The organism is Myxococcus sp. RHSTA-1-4 (genome assembly GCF_020037125.1).
Taxonomy (GTDB): domain Bacteria; phylum Myxococcota; class Myxococcia; order Myxococcales; family Myxococcaceae; genus Myxococcus.
The window spans coordinates 89,708-113,568 of sequence record NZ_JAIQDG010000036.1 but is presented as its reverse complement, the minus strand read 5'-3'; the positions used below and the strand labels follow the sequence as shown (position 1 = coordinate 113,568).

Genomic DNA, 23,861 nt, shown 5'->3' with positions numbered 1-23,861 from the left:
AGGGCGCGAGGGCCCCTGCTGGCTACGCTACGACACCAGCCCTATGTCCGTGCCCGGTGTGACCGATTCGGGCTAGCCCGGATTGATCACGGGGAGAGGGAACACCGCGTGGGGACCGACCGAAAACTGGAGTGTTCCTAGGCACTTCAGCGATGCGGGAGGACCCACGCGGTGAAAACAGAGTGTACCCCGAAGCAGCTTGAGTTCGAGAGGGTCGGTCAGCGGAAACTGGTGGCCGCGTTCGATGCGGACCACATCTCCTCGGACGGCGGACTGGTGCTGCTGCACCGGGTCGACCGGCGGTTCGGGCTGATGCGGAAGTTCGCGGCCTGCTTCCGGGACCTTCGCGCCCCGGACCTCATCCACCACACGGTGGAGGAGTTGTGGTGCGCCAGCGCGTCTTCGGCATCGCCTGCGGCTACGAGGACCTGGTGGACCATGCCACGCTGCGCCAGGACCCGTTGCTCTCGGCGGTGGTGGGCAAGGCGGAGCCGACGCAGCGGCTTGCCAGCCCCAGCACGCTCAACCGGCTGGAGCTGACGCCGGCGGATGCCACCGCCGAGGCGCGCTACCGCAAGGTCGTCTATGACTCGCAGGCGGTGGAGTCCTTCTTCGTCGACGCCTTCCTCGACGCGCACCCTCGCCCGCCGCGCGAGGTGGTGCTGGACCTGGACGCCACCGACGACCCCATCCACGGCACCCAGGAAGGTCGCTTCTTCCACGGCTACTACGGCAACTACTGCTACCTCCCGCTCTACATCTTCGCGGGCGATTTCCTGCTGAGCGCGAAGCTGCGCACCTCGGACATCGACGCGGCCGCGGGCGCGCTGGAAGAGGTGCAGCGCCTGGTGGCCCGCCTGCGCGAGCGCTGGCCGGGCACGCGCATTCTGGTGCGCGCCGACTCGGGCTTCGCCAGAGATGACCTCATGGCCTGGTGCGAGGACAACGGCGTCGACTACGTCTTCGGCCTGGCCCGCAACAAGCGGCTGGAGGGGATGATAGCGGCGGACCTGGAGCTGGTGCGGGCGGTGTCGCAGCAGGAGCGTGATGGCGCGCCGACACGTGCCTTCCGCGAGCTGCGCTACCGGACACTGGACTCCTGGACGCGGGAGCGGCGCGTGGTGGCCAAGGCCGAGTGGCTGGGCGACAAGCACAACCCGCGCTTCGTGGTGACGTCCCTGTGCGAGCAGCAGCACCCCGCCCAGGCGCTCTACGAAGAACTCTACTGCGCCCGAGGCGACATGGAGAACCGCATCAAGGAGCAGCAGCTGGGCCTCTTCGCGGACCGGACCAGCGCCCACACGATGCGGACCAACCAGCTGCGTCTCTGGTTCGCCTCCGTCGCCTACGTGCTGCTCAACCTGCTGCGGCACTTCGGACTGAAAGGCACGGAGCTCGAACGGGCTCAGGCGGGGACCCTCCGGCTGAAGCTGCTGAAGGTGGCCGCCCTCGTCCGCGTGAGCGTGCGCCGCGTCGTCCTCTCCCTCAGTGCCGCAGCCCCGGTGAAAGACCTCTTCGCGCGCATCGCGGAGCAACTGCGCACGCTGCCCGCTCCCTCCTGACGCCCGCGGCTCTTTGACAACCTCGCGCGGGCCCAACTCCGGCGGGAGAGGGCCGAGCTTTGCCCGTTGCTGAAATCAGAACCGACACCAAGCAAGGCGCGAGGGCCCCGGCGGGCTATGCTACGACACCAGCCCTATGTCCCTGCCCGGTGTGACCGATCCGGGTTAGCCGAGGCGTGAATGAGAGCCTGTTGAAATGAAGCGAGCGACTCAGGCGCTGGAAGAACAGCATGGCCGACCTTCCAATGTAGCTATCCGGCTTCAACGTCGGTGGGATCCACCATGATGATATGGCGTGTACCCCCGAGCAGGGGAGTCCCGACACCAGAGACATCGAGAACGAGAGCGCCATCACCCTCGATCTCTTCGACCGTGAAGACCTTGCCAATGCACTCCACGAAGAGGCGCTGACTATTCTCCGGCAATTGCCCAAGCCAGCTAGGCATTTTCACTACCCGAACCGAGTCCCCTATGCGCCAAGCAGCCATCTCACTCACCTAGCTGCACAGTCGCATTGACAGTGCCTAGTACGACTTCCTCTTGGTGTTTTTTGACGCGCTTCACGTTCAGCCTCATGACACGTTCCGCCCGTGCCATTGGTCCAGGCAGGGTAAGCGATTCCCGGCTGAGGGTCAAAAACGATAACAGGACACGCGGCAGTACATGTCTGCTTCCGGACCCACGGTTGTTCCGGGTCCGGACAAGCTCCCTGCGGTCGAGGAGGTGGTTCAAAGTTACAGAGCCACGGCGCGAATGTACATAGCAGCGCGTCCGAAACCGTGGCACCCGGAGGCAGGACAGGAGCTTGCGGCAACGGGATAACTAGAATGTTATTGCCGTCTGGATCCACGAAGTGCAACGGGTTGTTGTTCGCATACGCATACGCAGGCGCCGTAAACCCACGGAATGCCTGCCCCTTCACCCACTCTGGCTCCTTTAACATCGGCTCCGGCTGCAGGTACCGCCCGATGCCAGGGTCATAGTACCGGTTCCAGTTCTCGAACAGGTCGGTCTCCGTATCGTGGTACTGCCCCGGGAATCGCAGCGGCGTCCAGAAGGGCTGTGCGCCCGTCTGGTAGCGCTGGTACTCGTAGGCCACCATCGCTACGCCCCCGTAGGGATAGTTCGGATACTGGGCGCAGGTGGCAGTGCTGCACGCAAGTCCACCTTCCGGCGTGGGGCAGCAGTTGGCGCTGTTGGCCGTGAACTCCAGCATCGCCTTCCCTGCCGACGGCTTCACCCAAGGCGCTGAGGCATCCCCTCATTTAGCAAGCTGATGAGGAAGCGGCAGGTCGGCTGGCTCGTGCGAGGAGTAGGGCCCCCTCGACACTACGTACTGGGTGAGAACCTCCCCCATCAACGAAAAGAAGGTGCACGCCTTCCTCGACGGGCTTTTCGGGGAAGATCTGCATGCCAAGAGGGTTTTGTCGCTGTCGCTGGCGACGCTGGGCGCGGTCCATGCGGCCAGCCTGTCGGTGTACGCCATCGGCCGGGCGCTGGCGCTGGCCCGTGGCACCCAGGGCAAGCATGGGGTGAAGCAGGTCGACCGGCTGCTGTCCAACACGGGCATCGACGTCTGGCACCTGCTCGCCCTATGGGTGCCCTACGTGCTGGGGCAGCGCACCGAGGCCGTGGTGTCGCTGGACTGGACGGACTTCGAGGCCGACGACCAGACGACGCTGGTGGCCGCGCTCAAGACGCGACATGGCCGCTCGACGCCCCTGGTGTGGCTGACGGTGCAGAAGTCCGCCCTCAAGGGGCTGCGCAATGAAGTGGAGGACTCCGTCCTCTTGCGCCTTCGCGAGCTCATCGCACCCGAGGTGAAGGTGACGATTCTGGCCGACCGGGGCTTCGCAGACCAGAAGCTCTACGCCCTGCTGGGGCCGTTGGGCTTCGAGTACGTCATCCGCTTCCGCCAGTGCATCACGGTCACCACGGCCCGCGGAGAACGACGCCCGGCAGCCGAGTGGGTGCCCGCCTCGGGCCGAGCCGTCCGTCTGAAGGCGGCGCGCGTCACCGACGACGAGGCGCCCGTGGGCGCGGTGGTGCTCGTGAAGAAGAAGGGCATGAAGGAGCCCTGGTGTCTGGCCACCAGCTTGAGCGCGGCGAGCGCCTCCCAGGTGGTGGCGCTCTACAGCCGCCGTTTCCGCACCGAGGAGAGCTTCCGTGACATCAAGGACTTGCGTTTCGGTATGGGCTTGTCCGCCATGAGCATTACCGAACCGGAGCGGCGCGACCGGTTGCTGCTGGTGTGTGCGCTGGCGCTGGCGTTGGCGCTGCTGACGTTGCTGGGGGAGGCCGGTGAGCGACTGGGCATGGAGCGCTACCTCAAAGCCAACACGGTCAAAAAACGCTCCTACTCCCTCTTCCGCCAAGGCTGCTTCTACTATCAGGCTCTGCCCATGATGCCCGAGGCCCGGTTGCAACCTCTGATGGAACTCTTCGGCCAACTCGTTCGAGAGCAACCGGTTTTTCGCGAAGCCTTCGGTGTCATATGAGGGGATGCCTCAGGGTTCTGATCCAACGGGATCCGCGCCCGCCTCCGGAACGTGTAGTTCCCTTTTCCCGATTACAAGAGAACTACGAATGCATCATCGGAAGAAGTCGGACCAATAGAGAACCGCGCCGCTTCGCTCATCAACAAGCACGATATAGCCCCACTTGTTGGTCGCCACTCCGCCCAACGTCGGAGCAACCCGAAACACGGAGAAGCCCAGAGTCCGTAGCCGGGCACACGTCACTTCTCGCTCCTTGAGCGGAAATTCTCCAATTGTGTCTACCGGAAGCGAAAGCACGCATTCACCTTGAATCGAATCAAGCTCGTCTACAAGTGAGGGCACTTCTTTGGAGGGGACAATAAAGACTCCATGAACCACATCCCAATCCAGATGGTGTCGCTGCACAATGTCCATCGCATTGGCGGGCACAAAGGAAGGGAGCCACTCACCGAAGCCCATCCCTTCGGCATGTGGCTGGTGTCCATGGGAGTAGCGTCGATCGATTCTCTTCGCCTGCCAGGCGAACATCGAAAGCGCGACAACACCCGACACAACGAGACCTGCAACTGCCACCGTCATAGCGAGCAGACGAAATCTACGGCGAGCCGTCCTCATTTCCAAGGACCTCATGGACTTCCTGTGGGTAACGGGAGCGGAGGCGAGAGCGCGATTCCGCCGCAGCAGAGGAAGATCATCGCGAAGAGCGCGGGGGCGGAGTGAAAACCGTACGCGCGGCGGGTGATGAGTCGTGTCTTGTTTTTGAGGCCTTCGGAGGGGCCGTTGCTCAGCCCAGTGCGCACGCAGGCGATAGTGCCGGCGGAGAACTGCTTGATGGTGCGCGCGAGCTTTACGAAGGACTTGAGCCTGCTGCGGGCCACCCATTGAGTCCAGCGAGCCAGCTCCGAGGCTGCGACACCTGGCTGCCGGCGGCTGAGGATTTCGGCCAGCTTCTCTTTGAGCAGGTTGGCCCGGAAGATGCGGCGATTGGCGCGCTCGAGGTCCTCGAGCTTCCGAGTCTCGGTCGCATTGAGGTTCCACGGGTTCTTGAGCAGCGCCCACCGCGTCCCTTTGAGCGGCTTGCGGGCCTCGTCGTCGGTAGCGCCGCGGACTTCGGCACGTCGCACGGCATCGACGGCGTCGGACGTCATGCTCAAGCGCAAGCTCGTCGACGGCGAGCTCGTCCGCGGCGTGATTGAGCGCGCGCAGCTCCCCGCGTAGCCATTCGGCCTCGGGACGCCATCATCGGCCAGGGTGGCGTCCCGGAGCCGGGCTCGATGGGCATCACGCCCGCTGACGGCTCGCATGCTCCTGACGGATGCCCATCAACCAGCCGGTTTGCTCGCCCATCAGCAGGCGTGCGCGTCAACACGAGCCAGCCCCCCTCAACGCAGAATCCAATCAATGGCACTGCGCGCCTCATCGCCAATTGTCCCCACAATCGCGTCTGACCGGCCAGGATCCTTCAACATCTTCTGGAGAGCTGGAATAATCGAAGGGTCTCGCGAAGCGCCGAGGGCGAAGATTGCGTAGTATCGCACCTCGGGCGACGGATCACCGAGCGCCCACAGCAACACCTCCATGGCAACGGTGTATCCCAGCCTGTTCTTTCTCTTTCGAGCGAATAGATAGCCAATGCCCTCCGCGGCCTGCCCTCGAACGGCCGGAGCTTCGTTGACATCAGCAAGCACCTTGACCAGAGGCCACCAGGCACGAACGTCGTCCTGCCAGCTGAGTGCGTACAGAATCGCCTGGCGATTCATCGCTCGGGACTCGGTCCTCAGCTTCCTCAGCAGGGGCACTGCCAATTCACTCTCGGACGCAAGAAGACAAGAGTGCTTGACGACAGACCGTCGGTCATCGCCGCTCAGTGCGTCAAGCGCCCTCTGACGCGCCTCCCCGGTCAACCGGTCCGCTGTCGTCAAGGCAATCCCCGGCCTGGCTCACTGGGTGGTCTTCTTCTCACACTGGGACCCGCCCCCTTGTATCCGTTCGTGTCAACGCACTCGCAATGTCTCGCATACTCGCCATCACCAGCAGTCGGGATGTTGGCCTTTGCCTTCTTGACTGCATCCACACAACTCACATTGGACCAGTCATTTACGAAGTAGGCGCCCCGGTGCACTATTTCCTTAACATGCTGCAGCGCAGGCATACCACCTCTTCCTTGATTGGTCGCGGGAGGGACCTGAGCCATCCCATCATATGAAGCCAAGCGCTCCTTGGAAAACACAATGGCCGTGAAGGAGTTCGGCGAAGCGCTCGACGAGAGGCCCGCTCCCGCCAGGGCCGCCGTCGCCACGACAGCAGCACAGAAGCTGGAGCCTGGCGGCTCAGGCCTTGGGCGTGGCTTCCCCAACCATCAGTCGGACGAGATGAAAATGTACCACCACAACACAACCAAACTCCCGAGGGACAATAGGCCCGCGAGCGCGGAGCCACGGCGGAAGAATGTGTATAGCCCCAGGAAGAACGACAGCGCCGCCAGGGGAGCGTGGGCAACCGCGGCAATCCGCAAGAGCAGATCCGTGTCTCCAGCCATTCGGCGCCCGATGAAAACGACGTACAGGCCGATGGAAGCCGCAAGCATCCCGACCAGCACCCTCTCGGAGCGCCTGACTCTCGATGGCGGCCTAGAATCCACCACACGCCCCATCCTTTCCGATAGCCGCTTGACCGGCCTACCTCCTGGCCACGAGGACTCTCTCACGCCTCAGCTGGTCCGACAATCGGGGAGCAGACCAGAACGCCTGCCTCTCCGCCGTAGGCCCCCTGGTCCAATTCTCCAAGACCATCTCATACTCGCACATATTGGCAAAGGACTCCGAAAGCCAAAGCGAATGCCCATGGGCATTCGTCGCGAGCAGCACCGAAAGAATGAGCACGCCCACAGCTCACGCATGCACGCTTCGATCAAGTCAACGCCGCCGCGTATTGAGAACCATCAGACTACCCTCCAGTTACAACCTGAAGCATTCGCTTCAGGCTGTCTTGAGTGAGCGCATCCGTGTCCCGCAGCTCCTCCCGTGCATGCGCGACCATCCGCTCCGCGGCGGGGAGTTCCATGGGAGAGGACTCTGCGGCCCACTTCCGATACTCGGCAGCAGCGTACGTGTAGAGCCTCACGCTCAGCGGATGTTCCAGCAAGCTACGGAGGGTGTATTGGACGATGCTCCGGCTCTTCCCCCAGTGCGTCGCACAAAAGAACGCATCCTCTGCGAGCGCACGCCCGAGCGAGCCCCTCGGCACTCGCTCGCGGTATTCACGCTCCAGACGCCGGAGCCCCTGCCGATATCGTCGCCAAATCCTCGGCGCCAAGGCGCTGTTCGCCTCCTTTGCACGTAGAAAGGATCGCCAGTTCTCGTCATGAGGGGGCGGATCCCTCTTGCCTCTGTACAGCTCTACTCTCTGTTGCACGGCAGGCGGCTTCCATTCCATGTGTAGACTGCATCCGGCCAGAAGCCGCTGGACTGGCAGTAGGCGCGACAGGACTCGCATCGAGTCTCGCCCTCAACTCGACCAGGTGAGTATCCAAGGCCTTCGTCGATGCAGCGCCTGCGCCCCTCCTCATCCTCTTCACCGCCCTCCCCTATACTTGGTGGCAACGGCGGAACTGGGCGCGGCCCCGCGGTTCCTCTGCATGCCTCTCGGTGGCGGAACGCAGAGGTGAATCGCAAGCCTGCCGGGTAGCGCACCAGGTTTCTACGCAGCCCCTACGCCCGCGCGTCCGCCAGGACAAAGCGCCGCCCCACCCCCAGCCCAGGTCGCGGCGCCGCCCGCCCCTCTCCCCGCCCTCAAGCACTCCGTCGGCCCTCCAACCACCCGGCCACCGCCCCTCTCCCAGCTACCGCCCGCCCGGGCAGCCCCCAGCCATCCCCCCCGTACCGCCCCCTCCCCCGGCGAGCCGCCGGGCAGGTCAGCCCCCGGGAGCGTGGGCCGTCCTCCTACCCATGCCCCCTCCAAGAACTCCTGCGCCGCCCCGCGTTGTGGCATATACCCACACCATGCCTTCCGCCCTCACCGCCTCCCAGATTCGCGAGGCGTTCCTCAAGTTCTTCGAGGAGCGTGGTCACCGCCGCGTTGCCTCCTCCTCGCTGGTGCCCGCCAACGACCCGTCGCTGATGTTCACCAACGCGGGCATGGTGCAGTTCAAGGACGTCTTCACCGGCCGCGAGAAGCGCGACTACACCCGCGCCACCACCTCCCAGAAGTGCGTGCGCGCCGGCGGCAAGCACAACGACCTCGACAACGTGGGCTTCACCGCCCGGCACCACACGTTCTTCGAGATGCTCGGCAACTTCTCCTTCGGCGACTACTTCAAGGCCGACGCGATTGCGTACGGCTGGGAGTTCGTCACGAAGACGCTCGGCCTCGACAAGGAGCGCCTCGCCGTCACCGTGTTCAACGGCGAGGGCGGCACCCCCTGGGACGAAGAGGCCTTCGAGCTGTGGGCGAAGCAGGGCGTGCCCCGTGAGCGCATCTACAAGCTCGGCCTCAAGGACAACTTCTGGGCCATGGGCGACACCGGCCCGTGCGGCCCCTGCTCCGAAATCCACTACTTCCAGGGCAACGACATCCCCTGTGTGGAGGAGGCCGCGGGCAGGAAGTGTCAGGGCGTCGCGTGTGACTGCGACCGCTGGCTCGAAATCTGGAACCTCGTGTTCATGCAGTTCGAGCGCAAGGAGAAGGACGCGCCGCTGATTCCGCTGCCCAAGCCGTCCATCGACACGGGCGCGGGCCTGGAGCGCATCGCCTCCGTCGTCCAGGGCAAGCGCTCCAACTACGAGACCGACCTCTTCCAGAACATCATCGCCAAGGTCAGCGAGCTGTGCGGCAAGCCCTACACGCAGGAGGGCGGTGCCTCCATGCGCGTCGTGGCGGACCACAGCCGCGCGGCGGCCTTCCTCATCGCGGACGGCGTTCAGCCCTCCAACGAGGGCCGCGGCTACGTCCTGCGCCGCATCATGCGCCGCGCCATCCGCCACGGCACCCTCCTGGACCTGGAGGACGTCTTCTTCTTCAAGGTCGTCGACCGCGTCATCGACCTGATGGGCGACGCCTACCCGGACCTGCGCCAGAACCGCACCTTCATCCTCGAGGTCACCAAGCACGAGGAGACGAGCTTCCGCGAGACGCTCAACCGCGGCCTGAAGCTCATCGACGAGGAAGTCGCCCGGATGAAGGGCTCCGGCGAGAAGGTCCTCCACGGCGACAAGGTCTGGGACCTCCACAGCACCTACGGCTTCCCGTGGGACCTCACGGAGATCATCCTCCGCGAGCGCGGCTTCGGGGTGGACCTCGAGGGCTACAACCGGAAGAAGCAGGAGGAGGCGGACAAGAACAAGTTCGCCGGCTCCGGTGACAAGGGCGTTGGCGACGTCTACATGAAGCTGGTGGAGAAGCTCGGCCCCACCCAGTTCCTCGGCTACGAGGGCGAGGGCCACGAGGGCGAGGGCAGCATCCGCGCCATCGTGAAGGACGGCGCGGAGGTGCTCCAGGCCTCCCAGGGCGACACGGTCGAGCTGGTCCTGGACCGCACGCCCTTCTACGGCGAGTCCGGCGGCCAGGTGGGCGACACGGGCCGCATCGTCGGCCACGGCGGCAAGGCGGTGGCGCAGGTGAAGGACGCGCAGCGCCCGGTGTCGGGGCTCGTGGTCCACTCGGTGGAAGTCACCGGCGGCACCTTCAAGGTCGGCGACATGGTGCAGGCCGGCGTCGACAACGAGCGCCGCAAGTCCATCCGCGCCAACCACTCCGCGACGCACCTGCTGCACAAGGCGCTCAAGCTGGTGCTGGGCGAGCACGTGAAGCAGGCGGGCTCCGTCGTGGCGCCGGACTACCTGCGCTTCGACTTCTCGCACTTCTCCCCCGCCACGCCCGAGCAGCTCGAGCAGGTGGAGGACCTGGTCAACGGCTGGATTCGCGACAACGCGGCGGCCGAGACGCGCATCATGAGCCTGGAGGACGCGAAGAAGTCCGGCGCCGTCGCCATGTTCGGAGAGAAGTACGGCGAGACGGTGCGCGTCGTCACCGTGCACCCGGAGTCCACCGAGCTGTGCGGCGGCACGCACGTGCGGCGCAGCGGTGACATCGGCCTGTTCAAGGTTGCCAGCGAGAGCGGCGTGGCGTCCGGCGTGCGCCGCATCGTCGCGCTCACCGGCATCGGCGCGCTCCAGTACGTGCGCGAGCAGGAGCACGAGCTGCGCAAGGCGGCCGAGCTGCTGAAGACCAATCCGAAGGAGCTGGCGAAGCGCGTCGAGGCCACCCAGAAGCGCGTGAAGGAGCTGGAGCGCAAGGTGGAGGAGGTCGCCGTCAAGGCGCAGACGGCCGGCAGCAAGGACCTGCTGGAGCAGGCGCGCGAGGTGAACGGCATGAAGGTGCTGGCCACGCGCGTGGACGCGGCGGACGACAACGTGCTGCGCGGCATGGCGGACCAGCTCCGCGACCGCATCCGCTCGGGCGTGGTGGCCATCGGCGGTGAGAAGGACGGCCGGGCCATCATCCTCGTCGCGGCCACCAAGGACGTCGTCGCCAAGGGCATCAACGCCGGCGCGCTGGTGCGGGAGATGGCCAAGGAAGTGGGCGGCAAGGGCGGTGGCAAGCCCGACATGGCGCAGGCCGGTGGCCCGGATGCCTCGAAGCTGCCCGCGGCGCTCGACAAGCTGTACGAGCTGGTGAAGGGCGCGGGCGCGGCGTGAGTCCCCGGTCCTCCCCTGCCCTGGCGCCGGTGGCGCTCCTCACGGCGGCGGCCCTCCTCCTGGGGGGCTGCACGAAGGAGGAGTCCACGCCCGGCGCCCAGGGAATGGGGGATGACCGGACGCTCCAGAAGCTGCGCGCGGAGGTGGACCGGGTGAACCAGGGTGGCCGTCCCACCCAGGGCCCCGAGGCCACGCGCGGCGACCCGAACGCGAACCTGGCGGGGCTGGCCGCGGGGCTCGACGCGTCCGGCGAGCGGCGGCTCTCCCTGCCCGCGTCCAACGAGACGGTGCACGTGGACACGTTGGCGGTGAAGCTCACCGGGCTGGAGTCGTCCCACTCGGTGAAGGGCTCCGGCAAGGTGGGGCTGACGACGGAGGAATTGTTCCTCCGCGTGCGGCTCATCACACAGAACGTGGGCGCCGCGCCGCTGACCCTGGACCTGGATGGCGCGAAGGTGGTGGGCGCGGACGGCCAGCAGTACACGCTGGCGCGTGACGCGCAGGTGGTGGCGGGCACCCGGCCCCTGCGGCGCACGTGGGCGCCGGAGGAGCGCACCGACGTGGTCCTCCTGTTCGAGCTCCCCCCGGCGGCCCTGCGGGAAGACGGCCTGCACCTGGTGATGCAGGGGTCCGGGGGAGACGTGCGGATTCCCCTGCGATGAGCGGGCTCGCGTCCAAGCTCCTCCCCCTGCGCATCCGCCTTCCGTACACGACGGAAGACGAGTTCATCGACAAGTACGGCTCGAACGTGGCGCGCGGGGGCGTCTTCGTGGCCACGCGCGCGCTGAAGCCCGAGGGCACCGGGCTGGCGTTCGAGTTCGTATTGGCGGACGGCGCGCGGCTGCTGCGCGGTGAAGGCGTGGTGGTGAAGGCGCAGGCGGACGCGGGCGGCGGGCGCACCGGCATGACGGTGCGCTTCGTGAAGCTGGACGCCGCGAGCAAGGCGCTCATCGACCGCGTGGTGGCCCGGCGCGGCGGCATCGTGGAACCTCCTCCACCGGCGGCACCGCCCGCGCCTCCGCCAGGGCTCACACGTCGCGTGACTGCGCGCGGGGCCATGGGCGCCGCGAGAGTGACGCCGCCGCCTGTCGGGGCGGGCCCGGCCGCAACCGCCGAAGCGCCCGCGAACGAGCCCATGTCCACGGAGGCCGCCACGAGCGCCCCCTCCGCCGCCAGGCCCGAGCCGGACGACGACAGCCTCGGCTTCGACATCACCGCGAGCCTCTCCGAGCCCGAGCCGGAAGACGCTCCCGCGCCTCGCGAGTCGTCCCAGCCGTTCGCGGGTTCCACGTCCATCGAGCAGTCTCGTACCGAGGCCCCCGCGCTCGTCAGCCCCGAGGCGGTTCAGGGCGCGAGGGTGAAGCCACCTCCTGCTCACGAAGACTCCACACCGGGCACTTCGGCCACGCGCCAGGAAGAGCGCACTCCGCTCGAGGCCGGCCCGAGCGCACCGCTGTCCGCCACCGCGCCAACGGGCTCCATCCATGCGGCGCCCCCGGTCACTCCCGCCGAGCGCGAGAAGCCCGAGGGCCCTTCCTCGGGAGACAGCACCGCGGAAGCCTCCACGAACCCCACCGCGCTCGAAGCCACCCTCCTTGGCATCACGGGCACGCATACCGACCACACTGAGCCCGAGGCACACGCCCCCGCCAACCACGCCGGCGCAGAGAGCGTTCCCGCCGCGGTCGCTCCTACCGACCGCGCCGAACCCGTAAGCCCTCCCACCACGGCAACCTCCGCCGACCGCGCCGGCTCAGAGAACGCTCCCGCCACGCCCGCGCCCACCGACCGCGCCGAGCCCGAGAGCACTGCCACCACGGCCACCCGCCCCGCGCCCGAGCCCCCTCCCGCCACGGCCACGCCCACCGACCGCGCCGCACCCGAGAGCACTGCCACCACGGCCACCCGCCCCGAGCCCGAGCCCCCTCCCGCCACGGCCACGCCCACCGGCCACGCCGCGCCCGAGAGCACGGCCACCACCGCCACCCGCACCGCGCCCACCGACCGCGCCGAGCCCGAGACGCCTCCCTCCGCCGCGCAGGACGCGGAGGCCGTGCGCAACCGCCGCCGGGCGCTGCTGGACGTGCCCGTCACCGCGGCGGCGCCGGCCCCCGCGATACCCGAGGTGGTGCTCGGCATCGACCTGGGCACCACCCATGCGCGCGTCGCCGTCTTCCACGAGGGCACCGCGAAGCTCGTCCCCATTCCCGGCACGGACGGCACGGAGCTGCCCGCCCTCGTCGCCGTGGACGGAAGCGACGAGCTGCTCATCGGTGCTGGCGCGCAGGTGGAGGCCAGCCGTGCCCCGCGCCGTGCCACCTCCGGCCTCAAGCGGCTGCTGGGCCTGCGCGCCCACTCGCCGCGGGTGCGAGACCTGTCCACGCAGCTCCCCTTCCCCGTCTCGGTGGACCCGCGCGGCGACGCCGCCGTCGAGCTCGGGGGCCGGCTCATCGCGCCCACCCTCTTCACGGCCATGCTGTTGCGCGAGCTGAAGCACGCCGCGGCGACGTTCATCGGCCGCAAGGCCACCCGCGCCGTCATCAGCGCCCCCACGCACTTCACGGACCGCCAGCGCGCCGCCCTGCGCGAGGCCGCCACCCTGGCGGGGCTCGACGCGCAGCGCATCCTCACCGCCCCGGCCGCGGCCGCGCTCGCGTATGGCCACGGGCGCGGGCTGGCTCGCAAGCGGGTGCTGGTGGTGGACCTGGGCGGCGGGGGCCTGGAGGTCTGCGTGGTCCAGGTGACGGGTGACGACCTGGAGGTCATCACCACCGGCGGTGACGCCACCGTGGGCGGCATGGACTTCGACGCCCGCATCGCCGAGGCCCTCGCCAGCGACCTCGACGCGCAGGGCGTGCCCCGGCCGCAGCACCTCCTCGACTGGGCCCCCCTGCGCAACGCCGCCGAGTCCACCAAGGTGGCCCTCTCCGAGCGCGAACAGGTGGACGTCCCGCTGTCCACCGGCACCGTGCCCCCCTTCACCCGCGAGCGCGTGGAAGCCCTCACCGCGGACCTCGCCCAGCGCGTGACGACCGTCGTGCGCGAGGTGCTGGAGTCCAACGCCCTCTCCCCGCAGGGCCTGGACGCGGTGCTGCTCGTGGGCGGGCAGAGCCGCGCACCGCTGGTGCGCCGCCGGCTGGAGGAGAGCCTGGGCGTCCCCGTGCGCGACGACGTGGACCCACGCGGCGCGGTGGCGCTGGGCGCGGCGCTGCTCGGTCAGGCCCTGCTGCTGGCCGAGGCCGGCAAGCCCGCCGCCTCCGTCTCCGAGGTGCTCTCCGCCCCCATCGGCGTCGCCGAGCGCGGCGGCACGCTGCGCCGCGTGCTGGAGCGCAACACCCGCCTGCCCACCAGCAAGACGCTGGTGCTGCCCGTCACCACACCGGGCCCGCTGGAGCTCGCCCTCTTCCAGGGCCCCTCGCCCCTGGCGGCGGAGAACGAGTACCTTGGCCGGCTCCAATTCTCCGTGGAGCGGCCGGGCGAGGTGGAGCTGCACTTCGCCCTCTCCGCCGACGGGGCCCTCTCGCTGGAGGCCACGCTGCCGGGCGCGAAGCGGAAGCCGGTGTCCCTGTCCGCCGAGGACCTGGACGACGCCGCCCGTGACGCGCTCATCGCCCGCTCGCCCCTGGAGGGAGAGCCCGAGGCGCGCCCTGGCGGCCTGCTGTCGGGGCTGAAGAAGCTCTTCGGCCGCCGCTGAGCGGCCTGTCCGGCCGGCCTCTCCACGCCCCACCTGCCTTCGAACCACCGCCCGCTCCGGCGTTCCCCTCTGTGGCCTTGGCGCCAGATGCCCAACTTTCCGGTGACCGATAATTCGGGGAGGAATGCGATGCGACGTTGGATTGTGAAGGGAGCCGCCGTGGCGGCCGCGTGCCTGGCCGCACCGGCATTCGCGATTGAGGCTCAGGAAGTGGGCCGGAGCCTGGGTGTCACCCAGCAGCCGCCCGTGGGCATCGACGTCAGCCTGGGCGCGGGAGGCTTCACCGGCGACCTGGATGAGATCACCAACCCGGGCCCGCTGCTGGGCATCGCCGCCGTGGCGCAGGTCTGGCCGCTCATCGGCATCGAGGCCGGCTACGAGGGCCAGCGCATCGCCATCGATGACAACCGCGTGGACAGCGGCGAGGGCATCTGGCGCCACAACGGCTCCCTCCTGGCGAAGGCGGGGCCACTCCTGGATGAGAAGTGGAGGCCCTTCGTGGGCGCCGGCTTCGGCCTGAGCTACCTCAACCCCTCGGAGGGCGCCGAGGACGTCTACGAAAACGACGTCCAGACGGAAGTCCCGCTGGCGGCCGGCCTGGAGTACCGCTTCGGTGCCATCACGGCCGGCGCGCGCGCCACCTACACCTTCCTGGGGAACGAGGAGGTGGTCGAGGAAGTGGGCGGCGGTGACGCGAAGGGCAGCCTCTTCAACGCCAGCCTCACCGTCGGCGGACGCTTCTAGCCGGCCCGCGCCTCACAGGGCGAAGCGGGCCAGCACCGACTCGGGGCGTGGGTCCTGCTCCCACGCCTCGAGCACCGCCTTCGCGGGCGAGCGGCCCGAAGCCGTCACCTCCGCCAGCGGCTCCAGCAGCGGCGCGTCCTGCGCGTCCAGCCGCCGCAGGCCGCGCTGTGCGATGGCCACCATCTCCGCCGCCAGCCGGTGCAGCTCCCGGGAACCCAGGCGCCCTTCCAGCCCCTCGCGGCGCGCGGTGTCGTGGAAGGCCAGGTGCTCGGTGTAGCTCAGCTTCGGCAACAGGCGCTCCGCCTCGTCCAGCGCGGTGGCGTCGTAGAGGATGCCGCGCCACAGCGCCGCCAGCGCGCCCGTCATCGCCGGATTCACGCAGTCCGCGCCGCGCACCTCCACCACCTTCTTCAGCCGCACCTCCGGGAAGAGCGTGGACAGGTGGTCCGTCCAGTCCGCCAGGTCCGGCGGCTGGCCCTCGTAGCCCTCCTTCATGAGCTGCCGGAAGGTGAGCTTCGGGTGCAGGTACTGCCCGTCGCGGCGCAGGAAGAGCAGCGGCGCGTCCAGCGCCCACTCCACATAGGCCCGGTAGGAGAATGAGCCGTCGAAGAACGCCGGCAGGTAGCCACAGCGCGTGGGGTCCACCTCGTCCCAGACGCGGTTGCGGAAGGACAGGTAGCCGGACGGCTTGCCCTCCACCAGCGGGCTGTTGGCGTACATCGCGTTCATCAACGGCGCCAGCCGCGCCACCACCACCGTCTTGCGGGCGCAGTCCGCCTCGTCCGCCCAGTCGAGCGACACCTGTCCGGTGGCCGTCATCAACATCATGTTCAGCGCCAGCCGGCCGCGCTCCGGCAGCGTGCGGCGCATCACCAGGTAGCGCGTCTTCGGCATCCACGGCATGTCCGCCGTCGTGGACGTGGGCCGGTAGCCCAGGAAGACGACGCGCAGGCCCAGCGCGTCCGCCGCCGCCTTCACCTCCTGGAGGTGGCCCAGGTTCTCCGCGTGCGCCTCGCGCGCCGTGCGGAAGGGACTGCCGGACAGCTCCAGCTGCCCGCCCGGCTCCAGGGAGATGGTGGCCTCCCCCCGCTGCAAGGCGATGACGGGTGACTCGGGCGTCTCCCGGAAGGGCGTGTAGCCCCCGGGGGCCAGCCGAGCCAGGAGCGCACCCACGCCGGAGTCCCCCTCGTACGGCAGGGGTTTCGCGGACCCCACCGGGTAGAGGAACTTCTCGTGCTCCAGGCCGAGCCGGTGCTCGCTCCGGGGCTTCTCGGCGGCCCGGAAACCGGCCACCAGCATGTCGACGGAGGTGATGGGCTCGGAGGCCGCGCGCTTGAGGTCGAGGGACATGGGCGCGCCCTATATAACGTGCGCCGCTGGACCCGCCCTGATTTGCGCACGGCCCCCGTCATGACCCCACACTCCGCCGTCCCCGTCATCGCCCCCCAGGCCCGCCTGTCGGATTTCTTCCAGGGAATGGGGCTGCTCGGCCGGGCCCTCTCCCTGGTCTTCCGCTCCAAGCGCCTCTTCTTCCTGTCCGCCCTCTGCGCCGTCATCACCGCCGTGGCGCTGGTGGGGCTGGTCTGGCTGCTGTGGCGCTACGCCCCCGGGGCGCTCGAGTCCTTCTGGGTCCGCCCCGAGTCCTGGTACGGACGGGCCGCCTGGACGACGGTGCTGGTCCTCTCCTCGCTCGTCGTCTGGGTGGTGGGTGCCAACGTGGTGCCCCCGCTGCTGCTCGCCCCGCTACAGGACCCCCTCTCGGAGACCACCGAGGCCGTGGTCGGCGGCGACGAAGGCCCGCCCTTCACCCTGGCCGGCCTGGTGCGCGGCATCATCACCGGCGTGGCGCACACGCTGGCCCGGCTCTTCTTCCTCCTCCTGGGGCTGGCCATCCTCCTGCCCCTCCATCTCATCCCCGGGGTGGGCAGCGTGCTGTGGACGGTGCTCGGCAGCCTGTGGACCATGACGTGGATGGCGGGCGAGTTCCTGGCCGCCCCCATGACGCGCCACCTCTACCCCTTCGCCGAGGTGCGCCGCATGCTCCGCGAGCGGCGGGCCCTCTGCCTGGGCCTGGGCGCGGGCGTCTACGTCCTCTTGTGGGTGCCCATCCTCAACACCTTCTTCCTGCCCCTGGCCATCGTCGCCGGAACGCTCCTCTATCGCGGCCTGCGGGACGCCCGGCTGCTTCCTCCCCCTCCGTCGGCGGGGGCCGGTGCCCTGAAATAAACGCCCGCGCCGGCTGTCCTGCTCCGTTGGCGGGAACGCAATGCCCGCCAGGGACGTTCTGCATCCTCAGCAGCAAGGCGATGCCTTGAAGCACCCGGCGGCCGTGATTAGGCTTGCCCGGCCGCTCCCAGCGCTCGTTTCTCGCGTTACAAAGGTTCGGAATTTCAGGGCATTTCTCGCAACACCCCGGGGCGCCCGACCAGTGCTCCAGCTTGGATGAATCACATGCCGCGTTTCTTCCGCCGCATCACCGCCGTTGCCGTGCTCCTCGGCGCCTGGGCCCTGGTGGGCAGTGACCGGGCACCCTTGCCGCTCACCCTGGGCACGGCCGAGGCCGGGCAGGGCTCCTGGGACGGCAGCCTGCCGGCCGCCAAGGGCGAGAAGGCCCAGCACGACCTCAACAGCCTCCGCGTCCTGACGAAGGTCATCCTCTATGTGAAGGAGAACTACGTCGACCCCAAGCGCGTGAAGCCCAAGGAGATGATGATCTCCGCGCTGGAGTACGTGGAGAAGAGCGTCCCCGACGTCCTCGTCGAGGGCAGCGCCGAGACGGGCAAGCTCAACGTCAACGTCAACGGCAAGCAGCGCGAGTTCGACATCGGCCATGTCGACTCGCTCTGGAAGATGTCCTTCGCCCTGAAGGACGTCTTCGACTTCCTGTCGAAGAACATGCGTCCCATCGAGGACACGCGGGACATCGAGTACGCCGCGGTCAACGGCATGCTGTCCACGCTGGACCCGCACTCGGTGCTGCTGCGCCCGGAGCTCTACCGGGAGATGAAGCTGTCCACCAAGGGTGAGTTCGGCGGCCTCGGCTTCGTCATCCAGATGCGCGAGGGCAACCTCACCGTCGTCAAGGTGCTGCCCAAGACGCCCGCGCACCGCGCCGGCATCCTCAAGGACGACCGCATCAAGAAGATTGGCGAGGAGTCCACCGTCAACATGGACCTCAACGAGGCCGTGTCCAAGCTGCGCGGCCCGGTGGACAGCCGCATCACGATTACGGTGGAGCGCGACGGCTGGGACAAGCCCCGCACCATGACGCTGGCCCGCGCGATGATTTCCATCGAGAGCGTCCAGCACAAGATGCTCGCCGGCAACGTCGGTTATGTCCGCCTGAAGAACTTCCAGGGCAACACCACCCGGGACCTCGAGGCGGCGCTGTCCGACCTGCGCAAGCAGGCCTCGGCGAAGGGCGGCTTCAAGGGCCTGGTGCTGGACCTGCGCGGCAACCCGGGCGGCCTGCTGGAGCAGGCCATCCAGGTGTCCGACACCTTCCTCTCCAGCGGCACCATCGTCGCGACGGTGGGCCTGTCCGACAAGCTGCGCGAGGAGAAGCGCGCGCGCCCCACGGACGGCGAGGACGCCTACCCCATCGCCGTGCTGGTCAACGCCGGCAGCGCCTCCGCGTCCGAAATCGTGGCCGGCGCGCTGAAGAACCTCGACCGCGCGGTCATCATCGGCCGCCAGACGTTCGGCAAGGGCAGCGTGCAGGTGCTGTACGACTTCCCGGATGACAGCGCGCTGAAGCTGACCATCGCCAAGTACCTCACGCCCGGCGACGTCTCCATCCAGGAGGTCGGCATCGTCCCGGACATCCAGCTCGTCCCCACCCGCGTCACCGACGAGCGCGTGGACGTGTTCGCCCCGCGCCGCTCCATGGGTGAGGCGGACCTGGACCAGCACTTCGGCAACCCGGACTCGTCCACCGTCGCCAAGAAGCGGGAGGACGTGCTGGACCGCGAGAAGCCGCTGGAGAGCCTCAAGTACCTCAAGATTGACGAGAAGCAGGCCCAGGCCGCCGCCGCCAAGGAGGAGTCCAAGGCTCCCAAGACGGCCGCCGCCGACAAGCCCGCGACCGACAAGAAGGGCGAGCGCAAGGACCCGCTGCTGGACGTGGACGTGGCCGGCCAGGGCGAGGACCTGGACGACCAGCTCGACGCCGAGTCGCAGGACGAAATCAAGGAGGACTTCGAGGTCCAGTTCGCGCGTGACTACGTGCTGCGCGCGCCGGCCACCACCCGCAAGCAGCAGCTCCAGCAGGGCAAGGCCTTCGTGGAGCAGAAGCGCAAGGACGAGGAGGCTCGCATCAGCTCCGCCATCGCCGCGCTGGGCGTGGACTGGAGCGCCGGCCCCACGCCGAAGAACGTGCAGATGGCCGCCTCGCTGAGCCCGTCCGCGGACGCGAAGATTGCCGCGGGCGAGGTGCTGGAGATGGTCGTCACCGCCGAGAACAAGGGCACCGAGCCGCTGAAGCGCGTGCGCGCCTACACGGAGAGCGACAACGCCTTCCTGGACCGCCGCGAGTTCCTCTTCGGCGCGCTGAACCCGGGTGAGAAGAAGTCCTGGAAGGTGAAGGTGCGCCTGCCCAAGGACCTCACCAGCCGCCGCGACGACGTGACGGTGAAGTTCTTCGACGACCACGGCCCGCTTCCGGAGACGCGCGTGGCGGAGCTCAACTTCGTGGAGCTGCCGCGCCCCGCCTTCGCCTTCAACTGGCAGGTCATCGACGACTGCACCACCTGCAACGGCGACGGCATGGTGCAGCGCGGGGAGTCCTTCTCCGTGCTGCTGGACGTGACGAACGCGGGCACCGGCCCGGCGCTCGACTCCTTCACGCAGATCAAGAATGGCGGGGACGCCAACATCTTCATCGAGAAGGGCCGCTTCAAGCTGGGCGAGCTGAAGCCCGGCGAGACGAAGACGGCGCGCTTCCAGCTCGAGGTGAAGAAGGGCTACAAGGGCGACACCTTCCCGCTGAAGCTGGCCATCATCGACGAGCCCCTCGAGGAGTTCGTCATGGAGAAGCTGCAGCTGCCGGTGCGTGACGCCGCGGTGGCCGCGGTGGAGCCGAAGAAGGGCTTCGTCCGGGTGAACGACAAGGCGGAGCTCTTCGGCGCTCCGGCGGCGGATGCCCGGCCGGTGGCGAAGCTGGGCGGGGCCTCGGTGCTGCCCGTGGAGGCGGTGGCCAAGGGCTTCTACCGTGTGGAGCTGGAGAAGGGCCGCTTCGCCTTCGTCCGCACCCAGGACGCGCGGGAGCAGCGCGCCGCGGGCCGCGCCACCCAGCCCAAGCTGGCGTGGACCACGCAGCACCGGCCGCCCGACATCCGCCTGGACGTGGACCCGGCCGCCGGGGGCCTCGTGGCCAACGGGGACAAGTTCACGCTGTCCGGCATCGTCAACGACCCCAACGGGCTCCTGGACGTCTACGTGCTGGTGAATGACCAGAAGGTCTACTTCAAGGGCGTGGACCCCAAGGGCGGTGAGCCCCACACGTTGAAGTTCTCCACCGAGTTCGCGCTCAAGGAGGGCAACAACAACGTGCTGGTGGTGGCCCGCGAGGACACCGACTTCGCCAGCCGCCGCACCCTGGTCATCCGCCGCCGTCCGGCGGAGGTGGCCCAGAAGGTCTCCGCGCCGGCGAACAGCACGCCGGTGAAGCAGCAGTAGCACCCCGGCGCCTCGCGCCACCCTGGCGCGCCGCCTCTTCCGGGCGGCCTTTCCAGCGGAGCCTCCTCACGGAGACCGCGGGAGGGGCCGCCCGTTTTGTTGACGCTCCTCGCGGGCAGGCGTTAGCGTCCGACGCGTTGGGCGCCCCCCGGCCGGTCCAGTGCGCCCCCGGAGGCGGTGACTCGCATGCGGACGTTCAGTCGGTGGCTGGCCCTCGCGGCATGGGCGACAGGTGCGGCCGCGTACGCGGACAACAACGACCTGCGCATCTGGCAGCTCGGCAACCCGGATGTGAATGGCACCGAGCCGGTGCTCACCGCCGACGCTGACTTCCAGGCGTTCGCCCGCGTCATGGGCGCGGCCATCACCTCGGTGAACCTGATGCCGCCGGAGACGACGGGCCACTCGGCCTGGGCCGTCAACGCGGAGCTGTCCGTCGTGTCCCTGCCGGACAGCGTGGTCATCCCCATGGAGGACCCGCAGCCGTCCACGGTGCTCATCCCCTCCCTCCACGTGCGCAAGGGCCTGCCCTTCTCGTTGGAGCTGGGCGGACGCGTGGGCTACATCGAGCGCAGCAGCCAGGTGGTGGGCACGGGCGAGCTGAAGTGGGCCGTCAACGAGGGCTTCACCTGGCTGCCGGACGCTGGCGTGCGCCTGCACGTGACGAAGCTGTTCGGCGCCCGGGACCTGAACCTGACGGTGTGGGGCCTGGATTTCGGCGTGGGCAAGCAGTTCCCGCTCGGCGGCATGGTGACGCTGACGCCCTACGGCGGCCTGGACCTGGGCTTCGTGGGCGCCACCTCCAGCCGGCTCGACTTCAGGCCGGAGCGCTCCCTGGAGGAGTCGACGGGCGAGAGCTCGCGCGCGGCGCTGGAGGACACGGCCGCCTACAGGAAGGTGTCCTTCGGCGACAACATGAACCAGCGCCTGTACGGCGGCGTGCGGTTCATCGGCGGCGTGCTGCAGCTCGGCGCGGAGCTGTCGCTGACGCGCACGGGCAGCGTGGACGTTCCCACTGAATCGGGAGGCACGGAGAGCCGGAGCCTGCCCGCGGTGTTCGCCTTCAACACCACGCTCGGCATGGACTTCTGAGGTCTACGCGGCGGCGCGCAGGGCCTGGCGCACGGTGCCGGGCTTGTTCGTGATGAGGTAGCTGACGCCCATGGCCTCCAGGGCCCGGGCCCGCGCGAGGTCATCCACCGTCCAGGCCGCCACACGCAGGCCGGCGGCGCGCCACGCGGCCACCCGCTCCGGGGTGCACGCCTCGTGGAACGGGTGGACCGAGTGTGAGGACACCAGCGGGCTCACCCCGTAGGCCTGGACGCCCCAGGGCTTGTCCGGGTCGATGAGGAAGCCCCGGCGCAGCTCGGGCGCCACGGCCATCATGCGGAAGAGGCACAGCGGGTTGAAGCTGGAGATGACCACCCGCTCGGCCAGCCCGCGCCGGCGGACGAGCTCCGCCACCTTCTCCGCGAGGCCGCCGTCGTCGAAGCGCTCGCACTTCAGCTCGATGTTGATGAGGAAGTTCGCGGGCAGCGCCTCCAGCACCTCCTCCAGCAGGGGGATGCGGGCGGGGGCGAAGCCGAGCGGCGAGCCCACGTCGGCGCGCTGGAGCTTCCACCAGGGGGTGACGCGCACCTCCCAGGGCAGGCGCGCGAGCCGGTCCAGCTTCTCGTCGTGGCAGACCACCACCTCCCCGGAGCCGCACACCATGGCGTCCAGTTCCACCCCGTCGGCGCCCTGACGGGCGGCCTCGGCGAAGGCGTCCAGGGTGTTCTCGGGGGCATCGGCGCTGGCACCACGGTGGGCAAGCAGGAGCATGGGCCCCCAGTGTGCGCCGGTTGCGTCCGCCGCGCAGCAACGGTGCGGCCGGCCGCGTCCACCGGTGGACGCGCGGCTTGCCTCCCCCCGCCCTTTGCTGCACTGTGCCCGCACCATGCTGGGCCTCGGCCTCGGAGAAATCATCGTCCTCGGCTTCATCCTGTTGGTGGTCTTCTCGGCCGCCCGCATGGGTCAGCTCGGCAACGCCGTGGGCAAGTTCGTCTACTCGTTCAAGAAGGCCTCGAAGGGCGAGGACCTGGTGGACGCGAAGTCGCTGACGCACTCGCGCCGGGGCACCACGGACGCGGAGATTTCCGAGCCCGAGCCGCCGCGCCGCCGCTAGCCCGCGTCCCTGCCCTTCTCCTCAGTCCGGCCCGTGAGGCCCGGTGCGCCGCGCCGTGGCGACCTGGCTGGCGAGCTGCCGCACCTCGGGACTCTCGGCGAGCAGCCGGGCGGCCTGCTCGCGCAGCGCGGGGTGCAGGCTGTTGCTGGCGACCACCTCGCGCAGGTCCGTGGTGTTGAGGAGCGGGACGATTTTCGCGCCAATCTCCGGTGGCAGGTACGGATTGAAGACGAGCGCGCGGCGCACGGCATGGCGCACGGACCAGCGCGGCGACTTCCAGATTTCGATGAGCGGCTCGGGCCGGGCCGGGCGGCGCGCGGCGATGCGGACCACGAGGTCCTCGGTGAGCCGCGGGTTGATGAGCACGTTGCGCAGCACCGTCGGGTTGCTGACGGTGGCCAGGCGGGACAGCGTGTCCGGGTCCCTCGTGAGGCGGGCCTGCTGCTTCAGGTGCCCGAGCGACTGGGAGAAGGCATTGGCGTCCGCGCGGGCGGCGGCGTCCGCGTCCATCTCCTTCTGGGCGGGGCCCTCGGCGAACAGGTCCGCCACCGTGTCGAGCGACTGCACATGCGCGAGCCGCCGCAGCGCTTCCACGTGGGGAATGGACGTAGCCTCCTGCTCCAGCGCGGCCATGAAGTCGGACAGCACGCAACTGGCGGGCCCCCAGCCATGACGGGCCAGGGAGATGAGGTGGCCGACCAGCTCATTCGTGTCGAGCGGGTCCCTCCGGGCCAGCTCGCGCGCGGCGGCCTTGCGGCGCACCTCGGCGCCGCCGCTCAGGGCGTGCAGGAAGCGGGCGACGGTGCGGGCGTCCTCCAGCGTGGGCAT

Annotated in this window: 16 protein-coding genes and 1 pseudogene; 10 read left to right on the top strand and 7 right to left on the bottom strand. The window is 68.8% G+C overall.

Features of this window, described 5'->3' with window-relative positions; genetic code table 11:
• Positions 1-171 precede the first annotated feature (171 nt).
• Positions 172-1,562, top strand: a pseudogene (locus tag K8638_RS36135) (IS1380 family transposase).
• A 493-nt stretch (positions 1,563-2,055) separates the two neighbouring features.
• Here K8638_RS36135 and K8638_RS36130 read toward each other — a convergent pair.
• The gene (locus K8638_RS36130; protein ID WP_223759271.1) at positions 2,056-2,664 is read right to left on the bottom strand and encodes an RHS repeat domain-containing protein; all 609 of its coding nucleotides are present in this window, start codon (positions 2,662-2,664) and stop codon (positions 2,056-2,058) included.
• Positions 2,665-2,902: 238 nt separating this feature from the next.
• Here K8638_RS36130 and K8638_RS36125 point away from each other — a divergent pair, with 238 nt between their 5' ends.
• A complete protein-coding gene (locus K8638_RS36125) occupies positions 2,903-4,060 on the top strand; it encodes an IS4 family transposase (RefSeq protein ID WP_223759267.1) in 1,158 nt (385 codons plus the stop codon).
• Positions 4,061-4,153: 93 nt separating this feature from the next.
• Here the strand turns inward: K8638_RS36125 and K8638_RS36120 are convergent, their stop codons facing one another.
• The 3 genes from K8638_RS36120 to K8638_RS36110 form a co-directional block, all read right to left on the bottom strand.
• A complete protein-coding gene (locus K8638_RS36120) occupies positions 4,154-4,639 on the bottom strand; it encodes a hypothetical protein (protein WP_223759266.1) in 486 nt (161 codons plus the stop codon).
• A gap of 47 nt (positions 4,640-4,686) precedes the next feature.
• Complete coding sequence (locus tag K8638_RS36115) at positions 4,687-5,208, bottom strand: transposase (protein WP_223759265.1); 522 nt, start codon at positions 5,206-5,208, stop codon at positions 4,687-4,689.
• Positions 5,209-5,442: 234 nt separating this feature from the next.
• Positions 5,443-5,820 carry a HEAT repeat domain-containing protein gene (locus K8638_RS36110; RefSeq protein ID WP_223759264.1) on the bottom strand — a complete coding sequence of 126 codons (378 nt, stop codon included), beginning with the start codon at positions 5,818-5,820 and terminating at the stop codon, positions 5,443-5,445.
• Between the two features lie 2,241 nt (positions 5,821-8,061).
• Between K8638_RS36110 and alaS the strand changes: the two genes are divergently transcribed.
• The 4 genes from alaS (at position 8,062) to K8638_RS36080 (ending at position 15,193) form a co-directional block, all read left to right on the top strand.
• Positions 8,062-10,755 (top strand): alanine--tRNA ligase, encoded by a 2,694-nt coding sequence (alaS, locus tag K8638_RS36100; protein ID WP_223759263.1) that lies wholly within the window; start codon positions 8,062-8,064, stop codon positions 10,753-10,755.
• Positions 10,752-11,417: a DUF4352 domain-containing protein gene (locus K8638_RS36095; RefSeq protein WP_223759262.1), complete on the top strand. Its 666-nt coding sequence runs from the start codon at positions 10,752-10,754 to the stop codon at positions 11,415-11,417. The genes alaS and K8638_RS36095 overlap by 4 nt, the downstream gene beginning before the upstream one ends.
• Positions 11,414-14,449 (top strand): TIGR02266 family protein, encoded by a 3,036-nt coding sequence (locus K8638_RS44725; RefSeq protein ID WP_255663099.1) that lies wholly within the window; start codon positions 11,414-11,416, stop codon positions 14,447-14,449. Before K8638_RS36095 ends, K8638_RS44725 begins: the two co-directional genes overlap by 4 nt.
• Before the next feature lie 129 nt (positions 14,450-14,578).
• On the top strand, positions 14,579-15,193 hold the full coding sequence (locus tag K8638_RS36080; RefSeq protein WP_223759261.1) for an outer membrane beta-barrel protein: 615 nt from the start codon (positions 14,579-14,581) through the stop codon (positions 15,191-15,193).
• Between the two features lie 12 nt (positions 15,194-15,205).
• Here K8638_RS36080 and K8638_RS36075 read toward each other — a convergent pair whose 3' ends face one another.
• Complete coding sequence (locus K8638_RS36075) at positions 15,206-16,543, bottom strand: glutamate--cysteine ligase (protein ID WP_223759260.1); 1,338 nt, start codon at positions 16,541-16,543, stop codon at positions 15,206-15,208.
• Positions 16,544-16,603: 60 nt separating this feature from the next.
• Between K8638_RS36075 and K8638_RS36070 the strand changes: the two genes are divergently transcribed.
• The 3 genes from K8638_RS36070 (at position 16,604) to K8638_RS36060 (ending at position 21,961) form a co-directional block, all read left to right on the top strand.
• Positions 16,604-17,419 (top strand): EI24 domain-containing protein, encoded by an 816-nt coding sequence (locus K8638_RS36070; protein WP_223759259.1) that lies wholly within the window; start codon positions 16,604-16,606, stop codon positions 17,417-17,419.
• Between the two features lie 216 nt (positions 17,420-17,635).
• Positions 17,636-20,869 carry an MXAN_5808 family serine peptidase gene (locus tag K8638_RS36065; protein WP_223759258.1) on the top strand — a complete coding sequence of 1,078 codons (3,234 nt, stop codon included), beginning with the start codon at positions 17,636-17,638 and terminating at the stop codon, positions 20,867-20,869.
• A 186-nt stretch (positions 20,870-21,055) separates the two neighbouring features.
• Entirely contained in the window at positions 21,056-21,961 is a 906-nt protein-coding gene (locus K8638_RS36060) for a hypothetical protein (RefSeq protein WP_223759257.1), read from the top strand.
• Between the two features lie 3 nt (positions 21,962-21,964).
• Here K8638_RS36060 and K8638_RS36055 read toward each other — a convergent pair whose 3' ends face one another.
• Positions 21,965-22,690 (bottom strand): glycerophosphodiester phosphodiesterase family protein, encoded by a 726-nt coding sequence (locus tag K8638_RS36055; protein WP_223759256.1) that lies wholly within the window; start codon positions 22,688-22,690, stop codon positions 21,965-21,967.
• 115 nt (positions 22,691-22,805) lie between these two features.
• Between K8638_RS36055 and K8638_RS36050 the strand changes: the two genes are divergently transcribed.
• Complete coding sequence (locus K8638_RS36050) at positions 22,806-23,033, top strand: twin-arginine translocase TatA/TatE family subunit (RefSeq protein ID WP_223759255.1); 228 nt, start codon at positions 22,806-22,808, stop codon at positions 23,031-23,033.
• A 21-nt stretch (positions 23,034-23,054) separates the two neighbouring features.
• Here K8638_RS36050 and K8638_RS36045 read toward each other — a convergent pair whose 3' ends face one another.
• Positions 23,055-23,861: a hypothetical protein gene (locus tag K8638_RS36045; RefSeq protein WP_223759254.1), complete on the bottom strand. Its 807-nt coding sequence runs from the start codon at positions 23,859-23,861 to the stop codon at positions 23,055-23,057.

What these genes read in the sequence shown, in the direction of transcription:
- K8638_RS36045 (WP_223759254.1), bottom strand. Translation starts at nt 23,861, where the DNA reads ATGCCCACGCTGGAGGACGCCCGCACCGTCGCCCGCTTCCTGCACGCC.
- K8638_RS36050 (WP_223759255.1), top strand. Translation starts at nt 22,806, where the DNA reads ATGCTGGGCCTCGGCCTCGGAGAAATCATCGTCCTCGGCTTCATCCTG.
- K8638_RS36120 (WP_223759266.1), bottom strand. Translation starts at nt 4,639, where the DNA reads ATGACGGTGGCAGTTGCAGGTCTCGTTGTGTCGGGTGTTGTCGCGCTT.
- alaS (WP_223759263.1), top strand. Translation starts at nt 8,062, where the DNA reads ATGCCTTCCGCCCTCACCGCCTCCCAGATTCGCGAGGCGTTCCTCAAG.
- K8638_RS36130 (WP_223759271.1), bottom strand. Translation starts at nt 2,664, where the DNA reads ATGGTGGCCTACGAGTACCAGCGCTACCAGACGGGCGCACAGCCCTTC.
- K8638_RS36075 (WP_223759260.1), bottom strand. Translation starts at nt 16,543, where the DNA reads ATGTCCCTCGACCTCAAGCGCGCGGCCTCCGAGCCCATCACCTCCGTC.
- K8638_RS36070 (WP_223759259.1), top strand. Translation starts at nt 16,604, where the DNA reads ATGACCCCACACTCCGCCGTCCCCGTCATCGCCCCCCAGGCCCGCCTG.
- K8638_RS44725 (WP_255663099.1), top strand. Translation starts at nt 11,414, where the DNA reads ATGAGCGGGCTCGCGTCCAAGCTCCTCCCCCTGCGCATCCGCCTTCCG.
- K8638_RS36080 (WP_223759261.1), top strand. Translation starts at nt 14,579, where the DNA reads ATGCGACGTTGGATTGTGAAGGGAGCCGCCGTGGCGGCCGCGTGCCTG.
- K8638_RS36055 (WP_223759256.1), bottom strand. Translation starts at nt 22,690, where the DNA reads ATGCTCCTGCTTGCCCACCGTGGTGCCAGCGCCGATGCCCCCGAGAAC.
- K8638_RS36115 (WP_223759265.1), bottom strand. Translation starts at nt 5,208, where the DNA reads ATGACGTCCGACGCCGTCGATGCCGTGCGACGTGCCGAAGTCCGCGGC.
- K8638_RS36065 (WP_223759258.1), top strand. Translation starts at nt 17,636, where the DNA reads ATGAATCACATGCCGCGTTTCTTCCGCCGCATCACCGCCGTTGCCGTG.
- K8638_RS36060 (WP_223759257.1), top strand. Translation starts at nt 21,056, where the DNA reads ATGCGGACGTTCAGTCGGTGGCTGGCCCTCGCGGCATGGGCGACAGGT.
- K8638_RS36110 (WP_223759264.1), bottom strand. Translation starts at nt 5,820, where the DNA reads ATGAATCGCCAGGCGATTCTGTACGCACTCAGCTGGCAGGACGACGTT.